Origin of the sequence: Deinococcus hopiensis KR-140 (genome assembly GCF_900176165.1) — a bacterium.
Lineage (GTDB): Bacteria > Deinococcota > Deinococci > Deinococcales > Deinococcaceae > Deinococcus > Deinococcus hopiensis.
Genome location: NZ_FWWU01000009.1, coordinates 2,622,253 through 2,643,258 on the forward strand (window position 1 = coordinate 2,622,253; position 21,006 = coordinate 2,643,258).

The 21,006-nt window shown below is 69.9% G+C and carries 20 protein-coding genes; 10 read left to right on the top strand and 10 right to left on the bottom strand.

The window, feature by feature from the left end:
• Nucleotides 1-115: 115 nt before the first annotated feature.
• The 5 genes from B9A95_RS26085 to B9A95_RS26105 form a co-directional block, all read right to left on the bottom strand.
• Nucleotides 116-2,965 (bottom strand): transglutaminaseTgpA domain-containing protein, encoded by a 2,850-nt coding sequence (locus B9A95_RS26085; RefSeq protein ID WP_084049914.1) that lies wholly within the window; start codon nucleotides 2,963-2,965, stop codon nucleotides 116-118.
• Between the two features lie 31 nt (nucleotides 2,966-2,996).
• Nucleotides 2,997-3,965, bottom strand: a complete 969-nt coding sequence (locus B9A95_RS26090) for an AAA family ATPase (RefSeq protein WP_084049915.1) — start codon at nucleotides 3,963-3,965, stop codon at nucleotides 2,997-2,999.
• Nucleotides 3,966-4,157: 192 nt separating this feature from the next.
• Nucleotides 4,158-4,595: a VOC family protein gene (locus B9A95_RS26095; RefSeq protein WP_084049916.1), complete on the bottom strand. Its 438-nt coding sequence runs from the start codon at nucleotides 4,593-4,595 to the stop codon at nucleotides 4,158-4,160.
• A gap of 21 nt (nucleotides 4,596-4,616) precedes the next feature.
• Complete coding sequence (locus tag B9A95_RS26100; RefSeq protein ID WP_170928778.1) at nucleotides 4,617-6,167, bottom strand: sensor domain-containing diguanylate cyclase; 1,551 nt, start codon at nucleotides 6,165-6,167, stop codon at nucleotides 4,617-4,619.
• A 94-nt stretch (nucleotides 6,168-6,261) separates the two neighbouring features.
• Entirely contained in the window at nucleotides 6,262-7,548 is a 1,287-nt protein-coding gene (locus B9A95_RS26105) for a nitrilase-related carbon-nitrogen hydrolase (RefSeq protein WP_084049918.1), read from the bottom strand.
• A 66-nt stretch (nucleotides 7,549-7,614) separates the two neighbouring features.
• On the opposite strand from B9A95_RS26105, the gene B9A95_RS26110 reads away from it, so the two are divergent.
• Genes B9A95_RS26110 through pxpA form a run of 5 tightly spaced genes read left to right on the top strand, consistent with a single transcriptional unit; the run spans nucleotide 7,615 to nucleotide 10,858 of the window.
• Complete coding sequence (locus B9A95_RS26110) at nucleotides 7,615-7,806, top strand: hypothetical protein (RefSeq protein WP_139806991.1); 192 nt, start codon at nucleotides 7,615-7,617, stop codon at nucleotides 7,804-7,806.
• 12 nt (nucleotides 7,807-7,818) lie between these two features.
• On the top strand, nucleotides 7,819-8,448 hold the full coding sequence (locus tag B9A95_RS26115) for a 5-oxoprolinase subunit B family protein (RefSeq protein ID WP_084049920.1): 630 nt from the start codon (nucleotides 7,819-7,821) through the stop codon (nucleotides 8,446-8,448).
• Nucleotides 8,441-9,400 carry a 5-oxoprolinase subunit C family protein gene (locus B9A95_RS26120; RefSeq protein WP_084049921.1) on the top strand — a complete coding sequence of 320 codons (960 nt, stop codon included), beginning with the start codon at nucleotides 8,441-8,443 and terminating at the stop codon, nucleotides 9,398-9,400. The genes B9A95_RS26115 and B9A95_RS26120 overlap by 8 nt, the downstream gene beginning before the upstream one ends.
• Nucleotides 9,401-9,452: 52 nt before the next feature.
• Nucleotides 9,453-10,115 (top strand): hypothetical protein, encoded by a 663-nt coding sequence (locus B9A95_RS26125; RefSeq protein ID WP_212648384.1) that lies wholly within the window; start codon nucleotides 9,453-9,455, stop codon nucleotides 10,113-10,115.
• On the top strand, nucleotides 10,112-10,858 hold the full coding sequence (pxpA, locus tag B9A95_RS26130; protein ID WP_084049922.1) for a 5-oxoprolinase subunit PxpA: 747 nt from the start codon (nucleotides 10,112-10,114) through the stop codon (nucleotides 10,856-10,858). The genes B9A95_RS26125 and pxpA overlap by 4 nt, the downstream gene beginning before the upstream one ends.
• Nucleotides 10,859-11,193: 335 nt before the next feature.
• Here the strand turns inward: pxpA and B9A95_RS26135 are convergent, their stop codons facing one another.
• The 4 genes from B9A95_RS26135 to B9A95_RS26150 form a co-directional block, all read right to left on the bottom strand.
• Nucleotides 11,194-11,403 (bottom strand): hypothetical protein, encoded by a 210-nt coding sequence (locus B9A95_RS26135; RefSeq protein WP_084049923.1) that lies wholly within the window; start codon nucleotides 11,401-11,403, stop codon nucleotides 11,194-11,196.
• 142 nt (nucleotides 11,404-11,545) lie between these two features.
• Nucleotides 11,546-12,670: a deoxyguanosinetriphosphate triphosphohydrolase gene (locus tag B9A95_RS26140; protein ID WP_084049924.1), complete on the bottom strand. Its 1,125-nt coding sequence runs from the start codon at nucleotides 12,668-12,670 to the stop codon at nucleotides 11,546-11,548.
• A gap of 78 nt (nucleotides 12,671-12,748) precedes the next feature.
• Nucleotides 12,749-13,624 (bottom strand): ABC transporter permease, encoded by an 876-nt coding sequence (locus B9A95_RS26145; protein ID WP_212648385.1) that lies wholly within the window; start codon nucleotides 13,622-13,624, stop codon nucleotides 12,749-12,751.
• Nucleotides 13,621-14,496: an ABC transporter ATP-binding protein gene (locus B9A95_RS26150; protein ID WP_084049925.1), complete on the bottom strand. Its 876-nt coding sequence runs from the start codon at nucleotides 14,494-14,496 to the stop codon at nucleotides 13,621-13,623. The genes B9A95_RS26145 and B9A95_RS26150 overlap by 4 nt, the downstream gene beginning before the upstream one ends.
• A gap of 222 nt (nucleotides 14,497-14,718) precedes the next feature.
• Between B9A95_RS26150 and B9A95_RS26155 the strand changes: the two genes are divergently transcribed.
• Nucleotides 14,719-15,222 carry an NUDIX domain-containing protein gene (locus B9A95_RS26155; protein ID WP_084049926.1) on the top strand — a complete coding sequence of 168 codons (504 nt, stop codon included), beginning with the start codon at nucleotides 14,719-14,721 and terminating at the stop codon, nucleotides 15,220-15,222.
• 7 nt (nucleotides 15,223-15,229) lie between these two features.
• Entirely contained in the window at nucleotides 15,230-16,141 is a 912-nt protein-coding gene (gene ribF / locus B9A95_RS26160; protein WP_084049927.1) for a riboflavin biosynthesis protein RibF, read from the top strand.
• A gap of 334 nt (nucleotides 16,142-16,475) precedes the next feature.
• Here the strand turns inward: ribF and B9A95_RS26165 are convergent, their stop codons facing one another.
• Complete coding sequence (locus B9A95_RS26165; RefSeq protein WP_084049928.1) at nucleotides 16,476-17,000, bottom strand: DUF6174 domain-containing protein; 525 nt, start codon at nucleotides 16,998-17,000, stop codon at nucleotides 16,476-16,478.
• 84 nt (nucleotides 17,001-17,084) lie between these two features.
• Between B9A95_RS26165 and B9A95_RS26170 the strand changes: the two genes are divergently transcribed.
• The 3 genes from B9A95_RS26170 to B9A95_RS26180 all read left to right on the top strand — a co-directional run bounded on the left by B9A95_RS26170 (nucleotide 17,085) and on the right by B9A95_RS26180 (nucleotide 20,796).
• Nucleotides 17,085-17,936, top strand: coding sequence for a menaquinone biosynthesis family protein (locus tag B9A95_RS26170; RefSeq protein ID WP_084050990.1), 852 nt, complete (start codon nucleotides 17,085-17,087; stop codon nucleotides 17,934-17,936).
• Between the two features lie 149 nt (nucleotides 17,937-18,085).
• Nucleotides 18,086-19,363: a PQQ-dependent sugar dehydrogenase gene (locus B9A95_RS26175; protein ID WP_084049929.1), complete on the top strand. Its 1,278-nt coding sequence runs from the start codon at nucleotides 18,086-18,088 to the stop codon at nucleotides 19,361-19,363.
• A complete protein-coding gene (locus tag B9A95_RS26180; RefSeq protein WP_084049930.1) occupies nucleotides 19,363-20,796 on the top strand; it encodes a superoxide dismutase family protein in 1,434 nt (477 codons plus the stop codon). The genes B9A95_RS26175 and B9A95_RS26180 overlap by 1 nt, the downstream gene beginning before the upstream one ends.
• Nucleotides 20,797-21,006: the final 210 nt, after the last annotated feature.

The following is a 21,006-nucleotide window of genomic DNA, read 5'->3' on the forward strand; positions in this document are numbered from 1 at the left end:
GTCCTTTAGAGCATCGCTCAAAAAGAGGACTTCTTTTTGAGCGATGAATGCGCAAGCGGAAGAATGGCGCCGTGAGGGGTGCCCTTCCACGCGCGGCGCCATTCTCCCGCTTGCGCTAACCTTTGGCCTTTGGCCTGATGCGGCGCACGACCCCCTGCAGCTCTCGCAGGGCTTTTCCATCCCCGTCTTCCGCATAGCGGGCCTCGTGGTAGACGCGCACAGCCTCGAGGACGGCTTCGGCCTGCTCGGGGGCATGAAGGGCGGCGCGGGCGGCGTAGGTGCTGGGCGTCTCACCGGGTTCGCGGGGCAGGCGCAGGCGGCGGGTGAGGTCATCCAGGGCGCGCGAGGCCGGGTCTGCAGGCCGGGGGCGCAGGCGGGCCAGGGCGAAGGCGGGGAGCAGCGCGAGCGCGAGCAGGACCGCGGCCACAGTCAGGTAAGTCGTGCCTCCCACCTGGCCGATGCCGGCGCGGGTCAGCAGGGCGCGCTGTTGCGAGCCGTCGTACCCCGCCACCCAGGTGTTCCAGCGGGTCTGCAGGGCGTCGAAGCGCAGCGCGGCGCGGCGCAGAGGTGTGGTGGGCGGCGGCGCGGCGGCGCGCGGCTGCGTCAGCGCGGTGCCCAGGCCAGCGTTCACGCGGGCGGGGGCCACCTCCGCCGTGGGGTCCACCCGCACCCACCCCTGCCCCGGCAGCCAGACCTCCGTCCAGGTGTGCGCGTCCTGCTGCCGCACGATCAGGTAACCGCCGTCCGGATTGACCTCACCGCCCAGGTAGCCACCCACCATCCGGGCGGGCAGGCCCGCAGCGCGCATCAGGAACGTGAAGGCCGAGGCGAAGTGTTCGCAAAAGCCCTGACGGGTGCCGAACAAAAAGGCGTCGATGCGGTTTCGCTCGGGCAGTGCGGGCGGCGAGAGGGTGTAGCGGAAGTTCCCGGCGCGCAACAGCCTCAGCCCTGCCTCCACCCGCGCGGCAGGCTGAAGGGAACGCCACGCCTGGGCCAGCGCCAGGGCGCGCGGGCTCTCACCACGCGGAAGCTGGATGTCAAATTGCAGGCGTTGGGTGTTTTCCTGCACGCCCAGCCGCGCCGCACGGCTTTGAAGGTTGTAGCGGGTGCGCGAAGTGGCCGGCCGGGAAGTGACTGCCTGAAAAGCGTTCGTGACGAAGGCGTTCGGCGGTACTGCCGTGGGCAGGTCCAGCGCGAGCAGCCAGGGCTTGCCGCTGGGCTCCAGCGTGAGGGTATAGGACAGGCTGGGGCCGAAAGGATCGGCGGTGGGCGAGGGGCTGCCCACCCGCACCTGGGTCCAGCGCACCCCGTCGTAACCCTCGTACACCGGACCGCGCCAGTAGCGCTCGTTGGGCTTTGGCAGGCGGCCAGTGAAGTCAGCCCGAAACGCCACCGAACTGTTCTGGGCGAGGTTGGCGTAGTCGCCCGCCGTGACCTGATCGGCCAGGCCCGTCTGGGCACGGTCCTGAATGGGCAACTGCCACAGCGGGCCGTTGGGCCGGGGAAACAGCACGAACAGCAGGGCGGCGAGGGGCGCGGCCTGCAGGGCCAGCCGGGCCGAGGTCCGCAGGGGATGGCCCGCCTCCCCTCCCCCCGTCCACACCCCGAGCGCGGCGAGCAGGAGCAGCACGCTGAGCACCGCGTGGGCGGCGGCGAGAGGGCCCTGGCTGAAGAAGAAATGCGTCAGGGTTACGAACAGCCCCAGCAGGGCGAGCAGACGGGCGTCGCGGACCGCGCGCGTCTCGGCGGCTTTGAGGGCCACCAGCAGCACGAGAAAGGCTGTCCCCGCGTCGCGCCCCACCAGCGTGCCGTAACCGGCGTTGAGCCCCACGATCCCCACTCCGGCGAGCAGCCCCAGCAGCAGCGTGGGAATGGCGGGCAGCCGCCGCAGGGTCCGGACGGCCGTATACCCCAGCAGCGCCGCGACGATGAGCGTGACCCAGATGGGCTGGCGCAGGGCGGCGGGTCCGAGCGCCACCGCTAGGGCGAACAGCGTGAACCGGAGCGGCCCGGCGGACAGGGGCTGCGTGGGCCGTGATTTTTTCTCAGGCGCTGGCGGCGCTGGCAGCGGCGGCTGCAGCGCGAGGGCTGCCAGCGCCGCGCGGGCCTGCCCTTCCCCGGCGGCGGCGGACAGCGTGACGCCGGGCAGGATGAGCGCAAAAGGCGTACCCAGACGCCGCGCCGCGCCCACCCACGCGGCCAGCCGGGACACGCGCGCCTCGTACTCGCGCAGATCGGCGGTGTCGGCCCAGTCGAGGGCCAGCACCGTCCCAGCGGGCGCGTCGGTCTCGCGGGTGAGCAATTGCCCGGTCCGCGCCGCGTGCCGCCACGACACCTGCCGGGGCGAGTCGCCGGGGACGTAGGCGCGCAGCCCACTGAAGTCCTCGTCACCGCGCGTGCGCCGCAGCCCCTCGCCCGCGCCGGACACCGTGCGGGGAAGGGGGGGCGGCGCGTCCACCTCGGAAGCGGGGAACACGGTCAGCGCTTCTGGTGCAGGCAGGGACCGGCGAGCTTCCCACAGCCCCAGCGGGTCGAGGGCCGCCACCTCCGCTCCGGCGAGGTGCAGCGGCCCCCGCACTCGTGCGGACACGGGCAGCGGAAGCGTCACGCTGCCCCCGGTGGGCACCTGGAGGGCCGCCGTCACCGTTTGCCCCTCCGCACGCACGCGCACAATCACGGGAAAGGCCGGCCCCGCACTGGTCACCCGGCCCGTGAAGGCCGCTTCAGCGCCCGCCACCGCCTCGGGCGGCGGGTCCAGCGTGGCCGACACGGCCCGCCCTGCCCGGTTGGCCTGTGCCGCCGTGACCACCCAGATACCTCCCAGCAGGAACGTCACCGCGTAGCCCAGGCTCAGGGCGTAGTTGATGCACCCGACGAGCGTTATGAGGATCAGGCCCAGAAACACCAGCCCCAGCCGCGTGGGCCGCAGGGCAAAGGAACTGGAAGGAGAAGACAGCTGGCTCATGGGGGAGGCCTCCGGGGGACGGCGGGCAGCTCTACGGAATCGGCGTGTCCGTCAGAATTCGCGCCAGCACGTCTCCCGTCCGCACCGCTGGATCGCGGGTGGGCAGGCGGTGAACGGCGAGCGGCGCGAAGACCGCCTGGACGTCCTCGGGCAGCACCATGCGCCGGCCTGCCAGGTAGGCCCAGGCGCGGGCGGCGGCCAGCAGCGCCAGCAGCGCCCGGGGGCTCAGTCCCACCGAAAGCGCCGGATGCTCGCGGGTGGCGCGGGCGAGCAGCTGCAGGTAATCGAGCAGCGGGGGCGCGGCGTGAACGCCATCCACGTCCCGCTGCGCGGCGAGGAGGGCGGGCACGTCCAGCACGGGGGGCAGGTCACGGACCACCTGACCCCGCCCGCCCGTTTCCAACAGGGTGCGCTCGGCGCGTGGATCGGGGTAGCCCAGCGTCACCGTAAGCAGAAAGCGGTCGAGCTGCGCTTCAGGCAACGGCGAGGTGCCCACGAAGGCGGCGGGGTTCTGGGTGGCGATCACGAAAAATGGCTCCGGCAGGGGCCGGGTCACGCCGCCCTCGGAGACGGTGCGCTCCTCCATCGCCTCCAGCAGCGCGCCCTGGGTCTTGGGGGTGGCGCGGTTGATCTCGTCGGCGAGCAGCACCTCGGAAAAGATCGGACCAGGGTGATAGCGGAAAGCGGCCTCGCGGGCGTCCCACACGCTGACGCCCAGCAGGTCGGCGGGCAGCAGGTCCGCCGTGAACTGCACCCGCCGGAACGACAGCCCCAGCGTGCGGGCCAGCGCGTGCGCGAGGGTGGTCTTGCCCACGCCCGGCTGGTCCTCGATAAGCAGGTGCCCGCGCGCCAGCAGGCAGGCCACCGCCAGCCGGACCTGCCCGGGTTTGCCCAGCAGGACCCGGTCCAGCTGTTCCAGGGCGCGCAGGACCGGACCCACCGTCTCCACCGAACGGGGCGGGCCTGAGGAGGGCGGGCCTGAGGAGGAAGCGCGTGTCATGCCCTGGAGCTTAACCGCGCGGCGCGGGCCATACTGCCACGTTCCCCACTGCCGAGGCAGGCCAAGCTGAAGGATGAACGGATGGTGGAGATGGTGGGGGACAGGGCGGGCTCCCCCCCCCATTGCAAGCGGCTCTCCCGAACTCCTCGGGAGGAGGAAGCAAGAGAATTTTCCCGGCCGCCACGTCCCCACTCAGCCGTGGCCCACACGCCCAGCCGGATGCTCCACGAGTTCGATCAGGGTGCCCTCACCCCACCTGGGATGCAGGAAGGCGACGCGGGTGCCCGAGCGCCCGGGGGAAGGCGAGTTGGAGAGAAACCGCGCCCCCAGGGCCTGCAACCGGCTTATCTCGGCGTCCAGGTCCGCCACGCGGTAGGCGGTATGGTGCAGGCCGGGACCGCGTTTTTGCAAGAAGGTGGCGATGGGGCTGTCCTCGCGGGTGGGAGCCAGCAGCTCGATCAGGGTCTCGCCCACCACGAAGGCCCGCACGCAGACGCCCTGACCGCCCACCTCCTCGTCGGGGCCCTCGGGGGTCAGGCCCAGCGCGAGGTAGGGGGCGGACCCAGCCTCCAGGTTCGGGGTGGCGATGGCGACGTGATCGAGGCCAAGGATGTGGGGGATGGCGGCCATGCGGCCCAGGGTAGCGCCCGGCTAGCGGGAGGCTTCGGGTTCCTGTTCCTGTACCCGCACCGGCGCGTTGCGTTCGGGGCGGCGCTGCCGCTTGCGGATGTACATCCAGCCGTCGGCGATACGCAGGGCGGCGGTGGCGTCGGGAGCGTCCTCAGGCACCACGGCCACGCCCAGCGAGGCCCCGGCGGGGTAGCCCTGCGCCTGCACGTGCTGCTCGGCGTCCGCCACCACCCGCCGCAGCTCCTGACGGGCCGTGGCGGCCCAGTCGTCGGCGGGGAGGGTCTGCCGTTGCAGCAGCGCGTACTCGTCGCCGCCCAGACGGTAGGCCCCCAGGCCAGGGACGGCGGCGAGCTGCCCCGCAAATTCACGCAGCAGGGTGTCCCCAGCCTCGTGCCCGCGCTCGTCGTTCACACGCTTCATGCCGTCGAGGTCCACGATGCCCAGCGCGTAGCCCAGGCCAGTCTGGCGGTGGCGGCGGTCCGCCTCGTCCAGCGCAGTGTCCAGGGCGCGGCGGTTGCCCAGGCCGGTCAGGGCGTCGGTCAGGGCAGCGCGTTCCAGCGCCTGCACGTGCCGGGTACGCTCCAGCGCGATGCCCACGCTGCGCGCGGCGGCGTCCAGCAGCGCGCGGTCCTCGGGCGTCCAGGGAGCAGGGCAACGCAACCGGGCAAGCAGCAGTACGTAGGGCCCCTCCTGCTCCTGGCCCTGGCCTCCGACATGCAGGTGGGTCCAGGCCACGCTGCCCAGTTCGTCCGGGGCCAGGTGGGGAAACTTGTTGCGCATGGCGGGCGCTCCGTCCAGAAACAGCCGGTCCCGCACAGCCAGGGCGGCCCACAGCGGATCGGCCTGAAGGTTCAGCCGCCGGCGCAGCCGCAGCCCGAAGGCCGCGCCGCCCTCGCCCATGCGGTCGCTGATCACCGAGGGCCCGCTGCGGCGCAGGTGCAGCAGCCCGGACCAGTCCAGCGCCATCCGGCCGTGCAGCAGGGCCAGCGCCCGGCGGCTCATGTCGCGCGGCGCGAGCGGCTCATTCATCAGCTCGGCCAGGTCGCGCAGCGTTTGCGCGTGATCCCGGGCGCGCACGAGTTCCTGCGTCCGCAGGCGCAACTCCAGCTCGTCCATCACCAGGGCCGCCAGCATCCGCAGCGTTTCCTCATCGCCCGGACCGAACGAACGCGGCTGGCGGTCCAACACACACAGCGTGCCTATCACGTGGCCCTCCGGGGTGATCAGCGGCGCGCCCGCGTAAAAGGCAATCTCGCCGCGCTGCACACTCTCGAGCTGGGCAAAGCGGCCGTCCTGACGCGCATTCGGCACCACCAGCACGTCCTCACCGAACACAGTCCAGGTGCAGAAGGCGTCCTTGCGGGGCGCCTCACCCGGAGACGCCCCGTAACAGGCCTTGCTCCACTGCCGCTCGCGATCCACAAAGTTGACCAGCGCGACGGGCACGTTCAGCACCCTCGCCGCCAGGCGGGTCACCCGGTCGAAGGCCTCTTCCGGCGGCGTGTCCAGAATCCCGTACCGTCCCAGCGCCGCCAGACGAGCGGATTCGTGGGGAAGCAGCGGAGCAGACACGCCGAATAGCTTAGCCGCGCTCCGTGCGGGCTGCATGACAGCAACTCAACAAAACTTTAGCTGTGGGGGGACATCCGCTCCGGCCTTCTGGCCCTTACCCCTCTGGGCGACGCCGAACCCGCCGGCCCACCCATCCCAGCGCGAGCAGCGCCAGCACGGCCGCCGGGCGCTGCCACCCCGAAAAGCGGGAACGGGGCAGGGCTGCCCCTCCGGTCAGCAGCGCCGCCAGCGCTTTCTCGTGGGGGGTGCGGGGCGGCGCAGGCACGGTCTCCGGAGGGAGTGTCAGGTCCGCATGCAGCACGCCCGTGCGGTACTCATTTTCCCGCGCGTGTCCACTCCCCGCCGCCCGCTGCCGCCCCAACTCGCGCAGCTGCTCGGCGTCGCCCTCCGCCACCCAGGGCAGCAGGGCGAGAAAACCGGAGCGCGGCGTGGTCAGAACGTAGGACCGCGGCTCCGGCGCGTCCTGCACCCGCCCCGTGATCGCACTCTGGCCGTCGAAGGTCAGGTTCAGCAGGTTACCCACCACCATCGGGTTGACCGCGTAGCGAATGCTCCGGCCCCCGGTGCTGGCCTGCCAACTCGACGCCAACCACGCGACGGGCTGGTCCCGGATATCAGCGGGATCGGGGGGCAGCCCCTCCTTCGCCGTCCACGGCGCACCGTTGGCGTCGGGCTGGAGCAGCACGGTGCAGCCCTGCGCCTCCAATCTCCCGATCACGTCCGCGCGAAAGGCGTCCAGACTGATCCCCACGCCAAGGTCACCCACGGGCGTGGGAAAGACGCGCAGCTCCTCCAGCGGTCCAGGCGTCAGGTCCACGCCGTCCCCCTCCTCGGCGGGCGTCAGGTGAACTTTGTCGGTCACGCCGATGAGCGAGCCCCCGGGGTCCAGCAGCACCGCCTCGTTGTGCAGCACGCCCGGCGCACGCACCAGGCGGTCTCCCTCCAGCCGGTAGCGCGGGATAGGCGCAGACCCGCAGCACAGGTAAACGCCGTACTCGCGGGCGAGGTCCCGGCACGTTTCGAGGTACAGCCGCGTATTTTCAGCACTCAAGGCCAGTTGCAGGGCGCGGATGGCCGAAACGCGCTCGCGCAGCAACACCGGCAGGGCGCGGGGCAGGTGGCGCAGAAACAGCAACGCCGCCGCCCGCTCGAAGGTGCCGACCCGCGCCGCCAACGGCACGCCCCGCAATACCAGTGGCAGCCCGTTGAGTTCGGTCAGCACGACGAGGTTGGGCCGGTCCGGCGCGAGGTGGGGCCGGGCCATTTCCAGCTGCGAGCGCATCCAGGCGCGAAAGGCCTGCGCGGAGGTAAAGTCGGCGGCGCTCCACTGCGGTTGCACGGCAATGGCCCGGAAGGCCCGGGCGGAAGGCTGGGCAGTCATGGGGGCAGCGTAGCGGGAAGAGGGTGGAGGCGGGAACAGTTGTGGAGCGGTCCCCGTACTGTGGACATGACGCTTGACGCTGTCGTGATCCTGCTGGGGGCCCTCGTGCTGGGGCTGCTCGCGTACGTGCGGCTGTACGAGCGGTTTGCCCAACGCGACGCGGGAGGCTTCCTTGCTGCTGGACCTCCTGCTGACGCTGGAGGGTCCCCTGGCGGCGCTGTTCCGGCGGTGAACGGTGCCCCCTGCCCCAGCGCGTGAAATGATGCCCCCATGCCCGACGCCGACGCGCCCCGCATTCAGCCTTTTGGAGACGCGGCGCTGATGCTGGAATCGCCCAAGGCCCGTGCCCTGTTCGCCGACCTGACGCGGCGGCCAATACGTGGTGTACGCGAGGCCGTGCCTGCGCTGAACGTGCTGACGGTGCGGTATGACCCACTGCACACGGACGCGGCGGCGCTGACGGCGGCCCTCCTCGTGCGGCTCTCCGGGCTTCAGGGGGAAGAGGATGTCACGCCCCGGACCCACCTCCTGCCCGTGACCTTCGGTGGACCGGACCTGGCGTGGTGCGCGGAGCACGTGGAGCTGGACGTGCCCGCCTTCGTGGCCGCCCTGTGTGCCCTGCGGCTGGAAGTCGCCTTTCTGGGCTTTACCCCCGGCTTCGCCTTCCTGACAGGCCTTCCCCCGGAGTTGCAGATGCCCCGCCTGGCCTCCCCGCGCGAGCGCGTGCTCGCCGGAAGCGTGGCGCTAGGTGGCCCCTGGGCGGGCGTGTACCCCCGCGAGACGCCGGGCGGCTGGCGCTTGATCGGGCGCACATCCACGGCCCTGTTCGATCTGGAACGCTCCGAGCCGGTGCTGTGGCGCGCAGGCGACGCGGTGCGCTTCGAGGTGGCGCGTGCCTGACGGTCCGGGGCTCGAAGTCCTGCGCCCTGGCCTGCAGACCACCGTACAAGGCGCGGGGCGGTGCGCCAGGGCCCTGGGCGTGCCGGAGGGCGGCGCGGCGGATACCGTGGCCCTGCGGCTGGCAAACGCCCTGGTAGGCAACCCTCCAGATGCGGCCGGGCTGGAAGTGACGCTCACCGGGCCGACGCTGCGCTTTCGGGCGGACGCCCTGGTGGCCCTGTGTGGAGCCCCCTTCGAGTCGCGGCTGGACGGCCAGCCCTTCCCGCTGAACCGGGCCGTTCGGGTGGAGGCGGGACAGACCCTGAGCATTGGCGGAACGCCGAGGGGCGCGCGGGCAATCCTTGTTTTCCGGGGTGGGCTGCATGGCCAGGAGGTGTTCGGCCGCCGCTCCACCGACCTCCGCTCGGGCTTCGGGGGGCTGGAGGGACGGGCGCTGCGGGCTGGAGACCACCTCACATGGTCTTCCCTACCGCCCGCCACGCCTCCCCGCGCCTTTCTGTCGCCGGACCTCCTCACTCCCACCGGGCCGGACGTGACCCTGCGGGCGCTGTCCACCCCCGAGGCCACGCCGGACCTGCTGGCGGCGCTGCTCAGGCTGCCCTTCGCGGTCTCCCGGCAGGTGGACCGCATGGGGGCGCGGTTGGATGGCCAGATCACCGCCCCGTACGATCCGGCCCGGGTCAGCCTACCCAACGTACCGGGCGCGGTGCAGCTTCCCCCGGACGGACGACCCATCCTGCTGCTGCCCGACGCGGGTACCCACGGCGGTTATCCCACACCGGTGGTGGTGGCGAGCGTGGACCTGCCCCGGCTGGGGCAGTTGCGTGCCGGAGACCGGGTGAGGTTGAGGGCGGTGGACCTGGACGAGGCCAGGACGGCGCTGCGGGAGCAGGAACGTGCGCTGTGGCAAGCGGAAGCGGCGCTGCGCTGGTGGTATTCCGGGCAGCGTTGAATTCCGCCTCACCTTCCCCAGCGCGCCTCCCAGGAAGAACTACAGTGGAGCCATGAACCTGCGGAACATGATGCGCCTGGCCCGGCACCTCGCCACCGAGGAGGACAACGGAGGGGAGGACGGCGCGGAAGGGGCAGGCGGTCTGCGCGCCGTCGCCCGCCGGGCCGCCTCAGCCGTGTGGCAAGACCCCCGGGTGCAGGACGCCCGCGCGGAGCTGCGCGGCCGGGCCGAGGAACTGCGCGGGGCGACGCGGGCCCGGGTGGACACCCGACTGGAACACCTGCTCGAAGAACGCTACGGGCGGCAAGGCGCACAGCCACCCGAGGCCGTCTCCGCGCTGCTTGCGGCCCGGCGACAGGAACGGGAAGCCCGCGCGACCCGGCTCCGTGCGCGCGGGGCACTGCTGGCCCTGGCGGAAACACCCGAGCAACGCCGCGTGCTCTCGCGCGTGGTGGGCGTGACGCCCTGGGCAGGCGGCGAGGTGGGCGAACTGCGCTACACCGCCCTGCTCGACACCCTGGCCCCCTCGGGAAGTGCCGAGGCCGAGATGGGCATTCACCGGGCGATCTGGACGCTGGCCGAGCGGCAGGTGCTGGCCGTCTCGCCGCACGGGCGGGTCACGGCCTGCCCGCTGCCGGAGCCGAAAGTGCCCCTCGCCCTTCCTGAAAGAACCCTTCCTGAACGCGTACTCCCCGAACGGGCGGGCGAGGGATGAGCCGCATCGACCTCAACGCGGACCTCGGCGAGGGCAGCGCGCACGAGGGGGCGGTCATGCCCTCGGTCACGAGCGCGAACATCGCCTGCGGAGGGCACGCGGGCGACGCGGAAACCATGCGCGACAGCCTGCGGCTGGCCGCCAGATACGGGGTGGCGGCGGGAGCCCATCCCAGTTTTCCGGACCGCGAGGGCTTCGGCCGGCGGGCAATGCACTTCTCTCCCGATGAGGTCACGGCCTTCGTACGGGAGCAGATCGAGGCGCTCAAGGTTATAGCGGCGCGCGAGGGCGTCCGGCTACACCACGTCAAGCCCCACGGAATGCTCTACAACATGGCTGCCAGGGATGCCGCGCTCTCGGCGGCGATTGCGCGGGCCGCCGCCGACTCGAACATTCCCCTCTATTTCGGATTGGCCGGCGGAGCGTCCGTGATGCTGCAAGAGGCGCAGAAGCTGGGCCTCACCCCGGTGGGCGAGGGCTTCGCGGACCGGGGCTATGCGCCGGACGGCTCACTGTGGCCGCGGGGCCAGGCCGGAGCGCTGCTGCCCCACGCCTGGGCGGTGACCCAGGGCGTCCGCATCGCCCGCGAAGGACGGACGACGGCGGTGACCGGGGAGGAGGTGCCCATACCCGCGCTGACCCTGTGCCTCCACGGCGACGGAGCCGAGGCCGCCGAACTCGCCCGGGACCTGCGCCAGGCGCTGGAGGCGGCGGGGATAGAGGTGGCTCCACCCCGAGAGTGACTCCCTACGGGCGCAGGTTCACGGGGGGCGGCACGGTGGTCTTCCGCGCTGTCCAGAGGCCCACCACAAGGGGCCCGCTTCCATTCAGCCGGTTGCCGTCCAGCACCTGCGCCACATTCAAGGCAAGCCACGTGGCCAGGCGATCAATCCGATCAGCAACGCCGCAGCCGTCAGCAGCAGCAGTATCCCCAGCAGCGCTCCGCGCTCCTGCACGGCATCCACCTCCAGCGGAGCGGGACCCAGCGCCTGAAGGACAGCAGCAGTGGCAGGCCGCGCAGCACGAAAACGCCCCCAGCGCCAGCGTGAGCAGAAACCAGCCGTCCAGCACCCCTGCCTCAGGCAACAGGGGGACGGCGCGGCCCTGCCCGTGCGCGACCACCCGGGCCAGCCAGCGGCCCACAGCCGTCAGAAACCAGCACGCCGAAGGACAGCGGGTGGGTCTCCAGCCGAACCACCTGCGGCAGCTTCAGCTGCGCGAGCAGGCGCAGCGCGAGCCAGGCTCCAACCAGCGTCAGCCGTTCCAGCCCCGGGTTCCACTGCCCCACGAGGCCAGGGCCGTCAGGCCTGCCGCAATTCGCCGGCCCCGCCGATCGACGCCCATCTGGGCCGTCTCCCGGGTAGTGAGAGGATTTACATTCATCCCTGTACCCTCTCATGCTCCGGGAGACCGCGGGTGGGCAGGTGCGCTCAGGGCGGGGTCAGGGCGGCGTGCGTCTCGACGGCGTAGCGGTCTGTCATGCCCGACACAAAGTCGCAGACCGCGCGCGGCAGGCCGCCTTGCTCCACCCGTGCCCGCGGACCCGGCGGCAGCATGGAGGGCCGGGCGAGAAAGGCTGTGAACAGCCGTTCCAGCAGCCGCGACGCCTGCTCCACCTGCATCTCCACCCGCCAGTGGCGGTAGAGGTTGTCCCGCAAGAAGGTGCGCGTGTCCCGCAACTGCGCTTCCATCTGGGGGCTGTAGGCGATCCGCCGGGGCAAGGCCCGCGCCTCCGCCGCGCCCGTGATCCCACTGTCCCGGATGGCCTCTTCGCTGGCCCGGGCGAGGTCCCCGGTAAGCTCGCCCAGCAGTTCGCGGTGCAGGGTGCGGCGGTCACGCTCGGTCAGGCCCGGCGACTGCACGGGCACACGGGCCAGCAGGCCCTGCCACAGCGGCAGCCCTTCCAGCTGCGCCGGGGTGATCAGGCCGCTTCTGAGGCCGTCGTCCAGATCGTGGGCGGTGTAGGCCAGCGCGTCAGCGGCGTCCACGATCTGCGCTTCCAGGCTGGGGGACCCCAGGTCCGCACGGTGGTGCTTGTTCAGGCCGTCGAGCGTCTCGTGGGTCAGGTTCAACCCGGGAAAGTCCGGGTAGCGGTCTTCCAGCTGGGTCACGATACGCCGCGCCTGGGTGTTGTGGTCAAAACCCTCACCCGCATGTTCACGCATCAGCGCGTCCAGCACCCGCTCGCCCGCGTGCCCGAAAGGCGGATGCCCCAGATCGTGCGCCAGCGCCACCGCCTCGGCCAGCGTCTCGTTGAGGCCGAGGGTCAGGGCGAGGGACCGGGCCACCTGCGCCACCTCCAGCGTGTGCGTCAGCCGGGTGCGGTAGTGATCTCCAGGCCCACCGCGCAGCGACACGTGCAGAAACACCTGCGTCTTGGCCTCCAGCCGCCGAAAGGCCGTGGTATGCAGAATTCGGTCCCGATCTTTCTGGAAGGCGGTGCGCGTTTTGCTTTCCGGTTCGGGATACTCGCGTCCCCGGGACCCGCGGCTCAGGGTCGCGTAGGGCGCGAGCGTGGCGGCCTCACGCGCTTCGAGATCTGCGCGGGTGAACATGGGGACAGTTTGACAGACACCGTGCGGCAGGGGGCAGAAGGCCAAGGAATCTTCGCCCTCTGCCCCTGCGTTTCCTCACTATCCCGCCCGCTTGAGTTTCCCGGTGCGCTTGGCCCAGGTCTCGGCCCGGCCAAACACGAACAGGCCCAGTGGAATGGTCACCAGGCCGAACAGCAGCAGGATGCCCAGTTCGGGCAGGACACCGGCCAGGGGAACGCCACGCTCGATGACTGTGGCGGCGCCGTTCACGCCCAGGACCTTGCGGCAGGCGTTCAGGGCGTAGGTGGCGGGCGAGAGCGCACTGACCGGCTGCAACCACGCGGGCAGCACGCTGACGGGGTAGTACACCCCGGAAATCAGCAGGAAGACTGCCTGGATGATGTTGGTGGCCTGCGCGCCGTTTTCCGTACTCATGACGGGCAGCACGGCCGCCATCAGGCCGATGCCCATAAAGCCCAGGCTGGCGACCACGAACACGGCCAGACACTGCACCACCTGCCAGAGGCTCGCGCCGATGTCCACGAACAGCCCCATAAACAGAAACACCAGAACGCCGCGCAGCAGGGCGTACACGCCCGCGAACAGGCTGACCCCCACCAAGTGCGTCAGGCGGCTGACCGGAGCCATGAAGGTGTACTCGATGGTGCCTTCCCAGCGCTCGTAGCTGATGCTGTTGGCGATCTCACCAAACAGGCGGCCCAGAAAGGACCACATCACGGCGCCCAGCAGCAGCGTCAGGGTCAGGCGGGGGTTATGGGCAGCTACGCCGATCAGCATGATGCTGGCGGCCGACACCATGTCGTAGAAGGTAAAGACCAGCACCCATGACCAGTACCGCCGGGTGAGGTGATAGTCGCGGAACACGAAGGCCCAGGCGGCGCGCAGCTGGTGGCCCAGGGTCCCGGGGCGGGTGCGCGCAGAACCGGACGCGGGGGTGGGGGGGGGTACCGTCACGGTTCTTCCTCGCCTTTCTCTTCCAGATCTTCGCCGGTCAGCTCGATAAAGGCGTCTTCCAGGCTCTTGCCCTCGCCGGCCAGGGCACGCAGTTCGTCGGGCGTGCCCTCGGCCACGAAGCGGCCGCCGGAGATAAAGGCGATGCGGTCACACAGCCGCTCGGCTTCCGGCATGTCGTGGGTGGTCAGGATGATGGTGGCCTGGTGCACGTCGCGCAGCTCCAGCACGAACTCCTGCACGTCGCGGCGGCTTTTCGGGTCCAGCCCAGTGGTGGGTTCGTCCAGCAGCACGACCACCGGGCTTGTCAGGAAGGCGCGGGCGATGGCCACCTTCTGCTGCATCCCGCGGCTCATCTCCTCCAGCGGCTCGTAAAAAGCCTTTTCCTTCAGGCCCAGTCGTTTCAGGGTCTCCAGGGCGCGTTCCTCGGCCACCTCGGGCGAGAGGCCGTAGAGCTGCGCCGAATACAGCAGGTTCTCGCGCGGCGAGAGCTTCTTGTAAAAGGCCGCGTCCACCGACACGCGGTTGAGCAGCCGCCGCACCTGCGCCTCATCGCGCACCACGTCAAGTCCGAACACGGTGACCTCACCGGAATCGGGAATCAGCAGGGTGCTCATGGCGCGGATCAGGGTGCTCTTGCCGCTGCCGTTGGGACCCAGCACGCCGTAGATCTCTGCGCGCCGCACCTGAAAGGTCACGTCGTCCACGGCGCGGCTCTCGCTGTACTGGGGGCGCAGCAGGCTGCCGCCCGTCTTCTTGCGAAACCCCTTGACGAGGTGCTGCACGTCCAGCGCAACGGGATGACGGCTCAGGTCACGGGAAGAGGCGGCCGGCGACGGGCCGGCAGACGCCTCGGAAGGGGCAGTCAGGGTCATGGGAACCTCCGGGAACGTGTGAACGGGACCAGGGCAGGGACGCGGCCCGGCGTGACGCCAGGCGCGTGGAGAAACAAAGCCGCTTTCAGCGCAGCTTGTTCACGGTGACTCCGGCTCCTCGCATCCCCTCCACCCTAAACCCGCCCTGCGCCAGATTCGATAGGCCGAACGGCGGAGCTTCCCCCTGCTCCGCACCCCGGCGCGCTGCACTACAGTGCCCCCATGAGCGATGGGGACACCAGAACGGTCTACAGCGGGCACATCGTGAGCCTCGAGGTGCAGGCGGGCAAGTGGGAGATCGTGCGGCACGCCCCGGCGGTGGCGATCCTGACGCTGAACGACTCGGGCGAGATGCTGCTCGTGCGTCAGCAGCGCCGGGCCATCGGTGGCGCGACGGTGGAGGCTCCTGCGGGCCTGATTGACGAAGGCGAGACGCCCGAACAGGCCGCGCGGCGCGAGTTGCAGGAGGAGGTGGGCTTCGACGGCGACATGACGCTGCTGACCCGCTTTTATTCCAGCCCCGGCTTCTGCGACGAGGAGCTGTATGTGTTCGAGGCCCGCAACCTCCGCGAGAGCAAACTGCCCCAGGACGCCGACGAGGAGCTGGAGTTGCTGTGGATGACACCTGCGGCGGTTCTGGAGGGTCTGCGCGAGGGCACCGTACAGGGCAGCGCCAGCACCGTGACCGCAGCCCTGTTCGGCCTGCAACGGACGGGCGGGAAGTGATCCGGCCGTGAAAACCTACGTCTCCCCCACCCAGCGCCCAGACACGGACACGGTCGTCGCCATCGGGTCGTTTGACGGGGTGCATCTGGGCCACCAGGCACTGCTCGCGCAACTCAAGGCCAAGGGCCGGCAACACCGCGTGCCCACCGTGGTCTACACCTTCGATCCGCCCACGCGGGTGCTGATGCAGGGCGTGGAGTTCCTGTCCACACTGCCCGAGAAACTGGAGCTGCTCGCCCGCTACGGCATCGACGAGACCATCGCTGTGCCCTTTACGCCCGAATTCGCGGCCCGGCCCAAGGACGCCTTTTTAGGCGACCTGCGCGCCCTGCACCCCCGCGCTCTGGTGGTGGGCGAGGACTTTCACTTCGGGCAGGGCCGCGCGGGCGGCGTGGCAGACCTGCGTGAGGTGACGCGCGAGGTGGTCACGCTGCCCATGCACCAGCTTGGCGGCGAGGACATCAAGAGCACCCGCATCCGCGAGTATCTGAAGGCGGGTGACGTGGACGGCGCCAACCGGCTGCTGGGCCGCCATTACGACGCTCAGGGCGTGGTGGTGGGCGGTGACCAACTGGGCCGCACCATCGGCTGGCCCACCGCCAACATCCGCGTGCCCGAGGGCAAGGCCCTGCCCCTCGGCGTCTTCGCCATCGTCGCCATCACTGAGCGTGGCCCCCATCACCGCCAGCGCCACCACGGCATGGCCAACGTGGGCTTCCGCCCCACGGTCAATGGACGTGAACGCCGCTTTGAGGTCCACCTCTTCGACTTTGACGGTGACCTCTACGGCGAGGAGATGGACGTCAAATTCTTCACGAGGCTCCGCGGTGAGCAGAAGTTCAGCGGGCTGGACGAACTGAAGGCGCAACTGGCGCGGGATGCGGAGGCGGCGCGGGAGGCGCTGCGGGAGGTGGGGTAGGAAGGAGAGGCCGCTCCCCCTCTTCGGGCTGTTCCCGTTCCCCGCAAGGGGGAGGAGCGACCGGCACCACCCACGCCTCACCTTCTTACGTCACGTTGAGACTCGCGCGAAGGCCGCCCCCGACGCGCGGCGCCCGGGCCCCTTCCAACTGAACGCGCACATCCACCCGCTTCCGTTGAGCGGCGCCGCCGAGCAAAATGGGTGCTCCCTCAGTCTGCCGAGCGCAGCGCTGCTCTCCCCTGCCCCCGGGGAGGGCCCCCGGGGAGGGTATCCGCAGGGCTGCCTGAAGAGGGGGGCAGGGGGAAACCGGAGCAAGGCGCCTCGCCCCTTCCCCTCACAGCCGCGTAAAGTTCGTCACCCGCCACTCCCCCCACCCATCCGCAATATTCGCCGCGCGCGAACCGCTATACAGCCGCGTTGGATGTCCGTCCGTGGGGTCATACGCCACCTCCACAGCCGGGCATTTCTGCCCCCGCTGCAGCCGCAGCGTCTCCGCGATGGCGGCGAACCGCGCTTCCACTGTCGCCCGCGCCTGCCCCCCAATCTCCCCCTGCTCGCCCGGAGCCAGGCCCACGCCCTGCACGAGCCCCGCCTTCACGGTCACGCGGGCGGTGGGAAAGGCGACAGGCGCGGCGATCTGCGCGAAGTCGTAGCGGTAGTTCTTCACCTTCGCGGTGGCCCATTTCAGGCGGGCCAGGGCGAGGCCACGCTCCAGCGCCCGGAAGTCGGGGCGAACATAGTCGGGCGCGCAGCCGCCCACCGAGAGCGGGACGCTGGTTTCGGCGGCTCCGGCCAGGACGGGCGAGGGCAAAGACATGGTGAGGGCCAGCAGGACGGGGGCCAGCAGCAATCGGGGCATGCGGGCAGCGTAAGCGGTGACGCTGATGACCGGATGATGCGGCGGTGACGCTTGCCCCGGCTGGCCGGGCGTACCCTGGGCAGCATGATGGTCACCCCGCCCGCCCTCGATCTGGGCTACTCGTTTTGCCCCAACGACACCTTCATTTTCTACGCGCTGCATGCGGGCCGCGTGCCCTCGCCCCTGCCCGTGCATGAGGTGCTGGAGGACGTACAGACGCTCAACGGGTGGGCGCGCGAGGGCCGGCTCCCCATCACCAAGATCAGCTACCGCGCGTACTTCGACGTGATGAACCGCTACGTGGCCCTGCGGGCGGGCGGCGCACTCGGGCGGGGCGTGGGGCCGCTGGTCGTGGCGCGGCAGGTCCTGGGTGACCTGAACGGGCGGCTCGTGGCGTCGCCCGGAGCGCAGACCACCGCCGAGCTGCTGTTGCGCCTCGCCTACCCGGAAGTTCGCCTCTCCCACATGCGCTACGACGAGGTGATGCCCGCCGTCGAACGCGGCGAGGTGGACGCGGGGCTGATCATCCACGAGTCGCGCTTCACGTATCCGCAGCACGGCCTGACCAGGCTGCTGGACCTCGGCGCCTGGTGGGAGGGAGAGACGGGCCTGCCACTGCCCCTGGGCGCGATTCTGGTGCGGCGGGATCTGCCCCTGGGCGTGCAACAGCAGCTGAACCGGGCCATTCGCACGAGCCTGGAATACGCCCAGGACCATCCTGAAGAACCGATGGCCTACATCCGCCAGCACGCCTTGGAGATGAGCGACGACGTGATGCGGGCGCACATCGACCTGTACGTGAACGCCTTGAGCCTGGACCTCGGTGAGGAAGGCGAGCGGGCCGTGCGCGAACTGTACCGGCGGGCCGTGGAGGTGGGGGCAGTGCCTCCTTCGGATCTGCCCCTGTTCGTGAAGCTGGAGGACCACGCTTCTTGACCCCCTGCTCCTTCAGGCCGTACCGTTTGGACCCGCGTTTCTTGAAGCCCTACCCCTTGAGAAAAGCCAGAACCCTCACTCAGAAGGTGAGCGGGAATGAAATTGGGATTTTTCCCTCCATGTGATGCTGCACGGTGGAGGATTCACCCATGCGTAAACCCCTGCTCGCCGCCCTGACGGTGACGCTGACCGGCCTGCTGTCCGCCGTGGCCCAGACCTCGGTGCCCCTGACCGGTCCCTTTCCGCAGAACAACACGCCCCCCAATCCCCGCCCCCTGCCTGCGCCCGAGCCTCCCGCGACCGTCACGGCGACCCGCAACGAGCCCGTGGCCCTGGGCTTCACCCCCGACAAGCTCGCGCGGGTAAAGGTGCCCGCAGGCTTCACCGTTACCGTGATGGCGACAGACCTGGGCAACGCCCGCATGCTGTACGTGATGCCCGACGGCGGCGTGTACCTGTCACGCAGACAACAAAACGACATCTGGTACATGAAGGACGTCAACAAGGACGGCCGGTTCGACGGGGGCGAGCGCCGCCAGGTGGCTTCCAACCTGCCCCTCGTTCACGGCATGGACGTCAAAGCAGGCAAGCTCTACGCGGTGGGCGAAAAGATGATCTGGGTGATGGATATGGCGAAAGACGGCACCCTGGGCATGCCCCGCGTATTCGCCAAGGACTTTCCCGACGCTGGGCAGCACCCGGCCCGGAACCTGAAGTGGGGCCCGGACGGCTACCTGTACGCGAGTTTCGGCGCGACGAACAACGACGCCCCTACCCAGAACCCCGAGGAAGCCACCATCCTGCGCATTCGCCCGGATGGCCAGTGGCGCGAGGTCTACGCGCGTGGCCTGCGCCACACGGTCGGCTTTGGCTGGCATCCCGTGACCGGGGTGATGTACGGCGCAGACCAGGGCTCGGACTGGCACGGCGACAACATTCCCCCGGAGGAACTGAACGTCATTCAGCGCGGCAAGGTGTACGGCTGGCCCTTCTGCTACGGCGACAAGAACCCGGATCCCTACACCAACTCCAGCCAGATCCCCGGCAAGATCACCAAGCAGGAGTACTGCTCGCGTACCGTGGGCAGCGTCCTGAATTACACCGCGCACGCCGCAGCCATCGGTATGGCCTTTTACACGGGGGCCCAGTTTCCCGCCGAGTTCCGCAACGACGCCTTTATCGCGTACCGAGGCTCCTGGAACCGCAATGAACCGAGTGGCTACGAGATCGCGCGCGTGAATTTCGACGACGCCAACAAACCCACCTCCATCACGCCCTTCGTGACGGGCTTCGTATTTGAGGAAGGCGGGCAGTGGAAGCAGTTCGGGCGCGTGGCGGGCGTGGCCGTGTACACCGACGGCAGCCTGCTGTTTACCGATGACCAGAGCGGCGTGATCTACCGCGTGCGCTACACGGGAGGCCAGTGATGCAGGGCAAGACGAACAGGCTAAAGGTTCTGGGCCTGCTGGCCCTCGCGGGTGCGGTGGGCGGCTCGGTCCTCGCGGGCGGCATGGACATGATGATGGCCCCGGCCAGCACCCCCCTGACCGCCACTGCTGCCCTACGCGACGAGGCCGGACAGGTGGTGGGCACGGCGAAGTTCACGCAGGCCGGGATGGGCGTGCAGGTCAGTGTGGAGGCGCGCGGCCTTCCGGCGGGCAACCACGGCATGCACGTCCATGAGTACGGGCGCTGCACCCCCGGCGTGGACCCGGCCACAAACACCGTCGTCCCCTTTGGCGGTGCTGGCGGTCACTTCGACCCCGGTATGAGCAAGAACCACGACGACCCCCAGGCGGGCAACAAGTACGGCCATGGCGGTGACCTGCCGATGCTAACGGTGGGCGCGGACGGCGTTGGCAGGGCGAGCTTTACCACCGACAAGCTCAGTCTGACGGGCATGACCGGCATCTTGAACCGCTCGCTGGTCATCCACGCCAACCCGGACGACTACAAGAGCGACCCAGCGGGCAAGTCCGGCACCCGCATCCGCTGCGGCGTGATTACGCGGGGTGGCCTGAGCGTGCGCGACTACCCCCTGCCCGATCACCTCTCTTTCCCCGAGGGCGTGGCCTACGACGCCAGGAAGGGCGTGCTGTACACCGGCAGCGCCACCAACGGCACCATCTACGCGGTCAACGCCTCCACGGGGGCGGTGAGCAAGTTCAGCGAGGGCGGAGCGCTGGGCCGCCGCATCGCCCTGGGCCTGAAGGTGGACGGACAGGGCCGGGTCTGGATTGCGGGCGGCGAGCAGGGCACAGTCGCCATTCTCGACAGCAGCGGCATGACGTTGAAGGTACTCCAGACGCCCGAGAGTCCCATGCCGTACATCAACGACCTGACGCCCGCGCCGGATGGCAACGTCTACGTGACCGACAGCCGCCGCCCCGTGATCTTCCGGGTGGACCGCCACCTGAACCTGACGGCGTGGCTGGACCTGGGCAAAACGCCCATCAAGTACGGCCCCGGGGTCAACCTCAACGGCATCGTGCCCACCGCCGACGGCAAATACCTGCTGGCGATGCAGACGAACACGGGTGACCTGTGGCGCATCGACCTGCGGACGAAGGCGGTCAAGAAGGTCATGGGCGGCCTGATGCACGGCGACGGCCTGCTGCTTGATGGCAAGGCCCTGTACGTGGCCCGCAACAAGGACCAGGTGGTGAGCAAGGTGACGCTCTCCGCCGACTCCAGTAGCGGCAAGGTCATGCTGGAAGAGCCCCTGAACGGCCTGCGCTTCCCCGCGACGCTGACGATGGTGGGCAACGACATGGTGGTCACGCAGCCACAGCTCGACCGCCTCCAGGCGGGAATGCCGCCCGAAGTGCCCTTCCGTTTGACACGGTTCGGGAAGTTTTAGAGCATTGGTCCGAATAGAGCCGTGCGTGGAGGGACAGCCCTCACGGCTCTATTCTCCCCATGCGCATCCAAGTTCGCTCGCCGGGCCGGGTCAAAAAGAAGTCCCCTTTTTGACAAACGCTCCAGGGGGATGGGCCTCACCCCCCCTCTCCTGCGGAACAAAGCGGGCCATGCGAAGCCAGGGGGACTGAAACAGGGGGCGCACGAGCGG

What these genes read in the sequence shown, in the direction of transcription:
- B9A95_RS26085 (WP_084049914.1), bottom strand. Translation starts at nt 2,965, where the DNA reads ATGAGCCAGCTGTCTTCTCCTTCCAGTTCCTTTGCCCTGCGGCCCACG.
- B9A95_RS26090 (WP_084049915.1), bottom strand. Translation starts at nt 3,965, where the DNA reads ATGACACGCGCTTCCTCCTCAGGCCCGCCCTCCTCAGGCCCGCCCCGT.
- B9A95_RS26095 (WP_084049916.1), bottom strand. Translation starts at nt 4,595, where the DNA reads ATGGCCGCCATCCCCCACATCCTTGGCCTCGATCACGTCGCCATCGCC.
- B9A95_RS26105 (WP_084049918.1), bottom strand. Translation starts at nt 7,548, where the DNA reads ATGACTGCCCAGCCTTCCGCCCGGGCCTTCCGGGCCATTGCCGTGCAA.
- B9A95_RS26110 (WP_139806991.1), top strand. Translation starts at nt 7,615, where the DNA reads ATGACGCTTGACGCTGTCGTGATCCTGCTGGGGGCCCTCGTGCTGGGG.
- B9A95_RS26115 (WP_084049920.1), top strand. Translation starts at nt 7,819, where the DNA reads ATGCCCGACGCCGACGCGCCCCGCATTCAGCCTTTTGGAGACGCGGCG.
- B9A95_RS26125 (WP_212648384.1), top strand. Translation starts at nt 9,453, where the DNA reads ATGAACCTGCGGAACATGATGCGCCTGGCCCGGCACCTCGCCACCGAG.
- pxpA (WP_084049922.1), top strand. Translation starts at nt 10,112, where the DNA reads ATGAGCCGCATCGACCTCAACGCGGACCTCGGCGAGGGCAGCGCGCAC.
- B9A95_RS26140 (WP_084049924.1), bottom strand. Translation starts at nt 12,670, where the DNA reads ATGTTCACCCGCGCAGATCTCGAAGCGCGTGAGGCCGCCACGCTCGCG.
- B9A95_RS26150 (WP_084049925.1), bottom strand. Translation starts at nt 14,496, where the DNA reads ATGACCCTGACTGCCCCTTCCGAGGCGTCTGCCGGCCCGTCGCCGGCC.
- B9A95_RS26155 (WP_084049926.1), top strand. Translation starts at nt 14,719, where the DNA reads ATGAGCGATGGGGACACCAGAACGGTCTACAGCGGGCACATCGTGAGC.
- B9A95_RS26165 (WP_084049928.1), bottom strand. Translation starts at nt 17,000, where the DNA reads ATGCCCCGATTGCTGCTGGCCCCCGTCCTGCTGGCCCTCACCATGTCT.
- B9A95_RS26170 (WP_084050990.1), top strand. Translation starts at nt 17,085, where the DNA reads ATGATGGTCACCCCGCCCGCCCTCGATCTGGGCTACTCGTTTTGCCCC.
- B9A95_RS26175 (WP_084049929.1), top strand. Translation starts at nt 18,086, where the DNA reads ATGCGTAAACCCCTGCTCGCCGCCCTGACGGTGACGCTGACCGGCCTG.
- B9A95_RS26180 (WP_084049930.1), top strand. Translation starts at nt 19,363, where the DNA reads ATGCAGGGCAAGACGAACAGGCTAAAGGTTCTGGGCCTGCTGGCCCTC.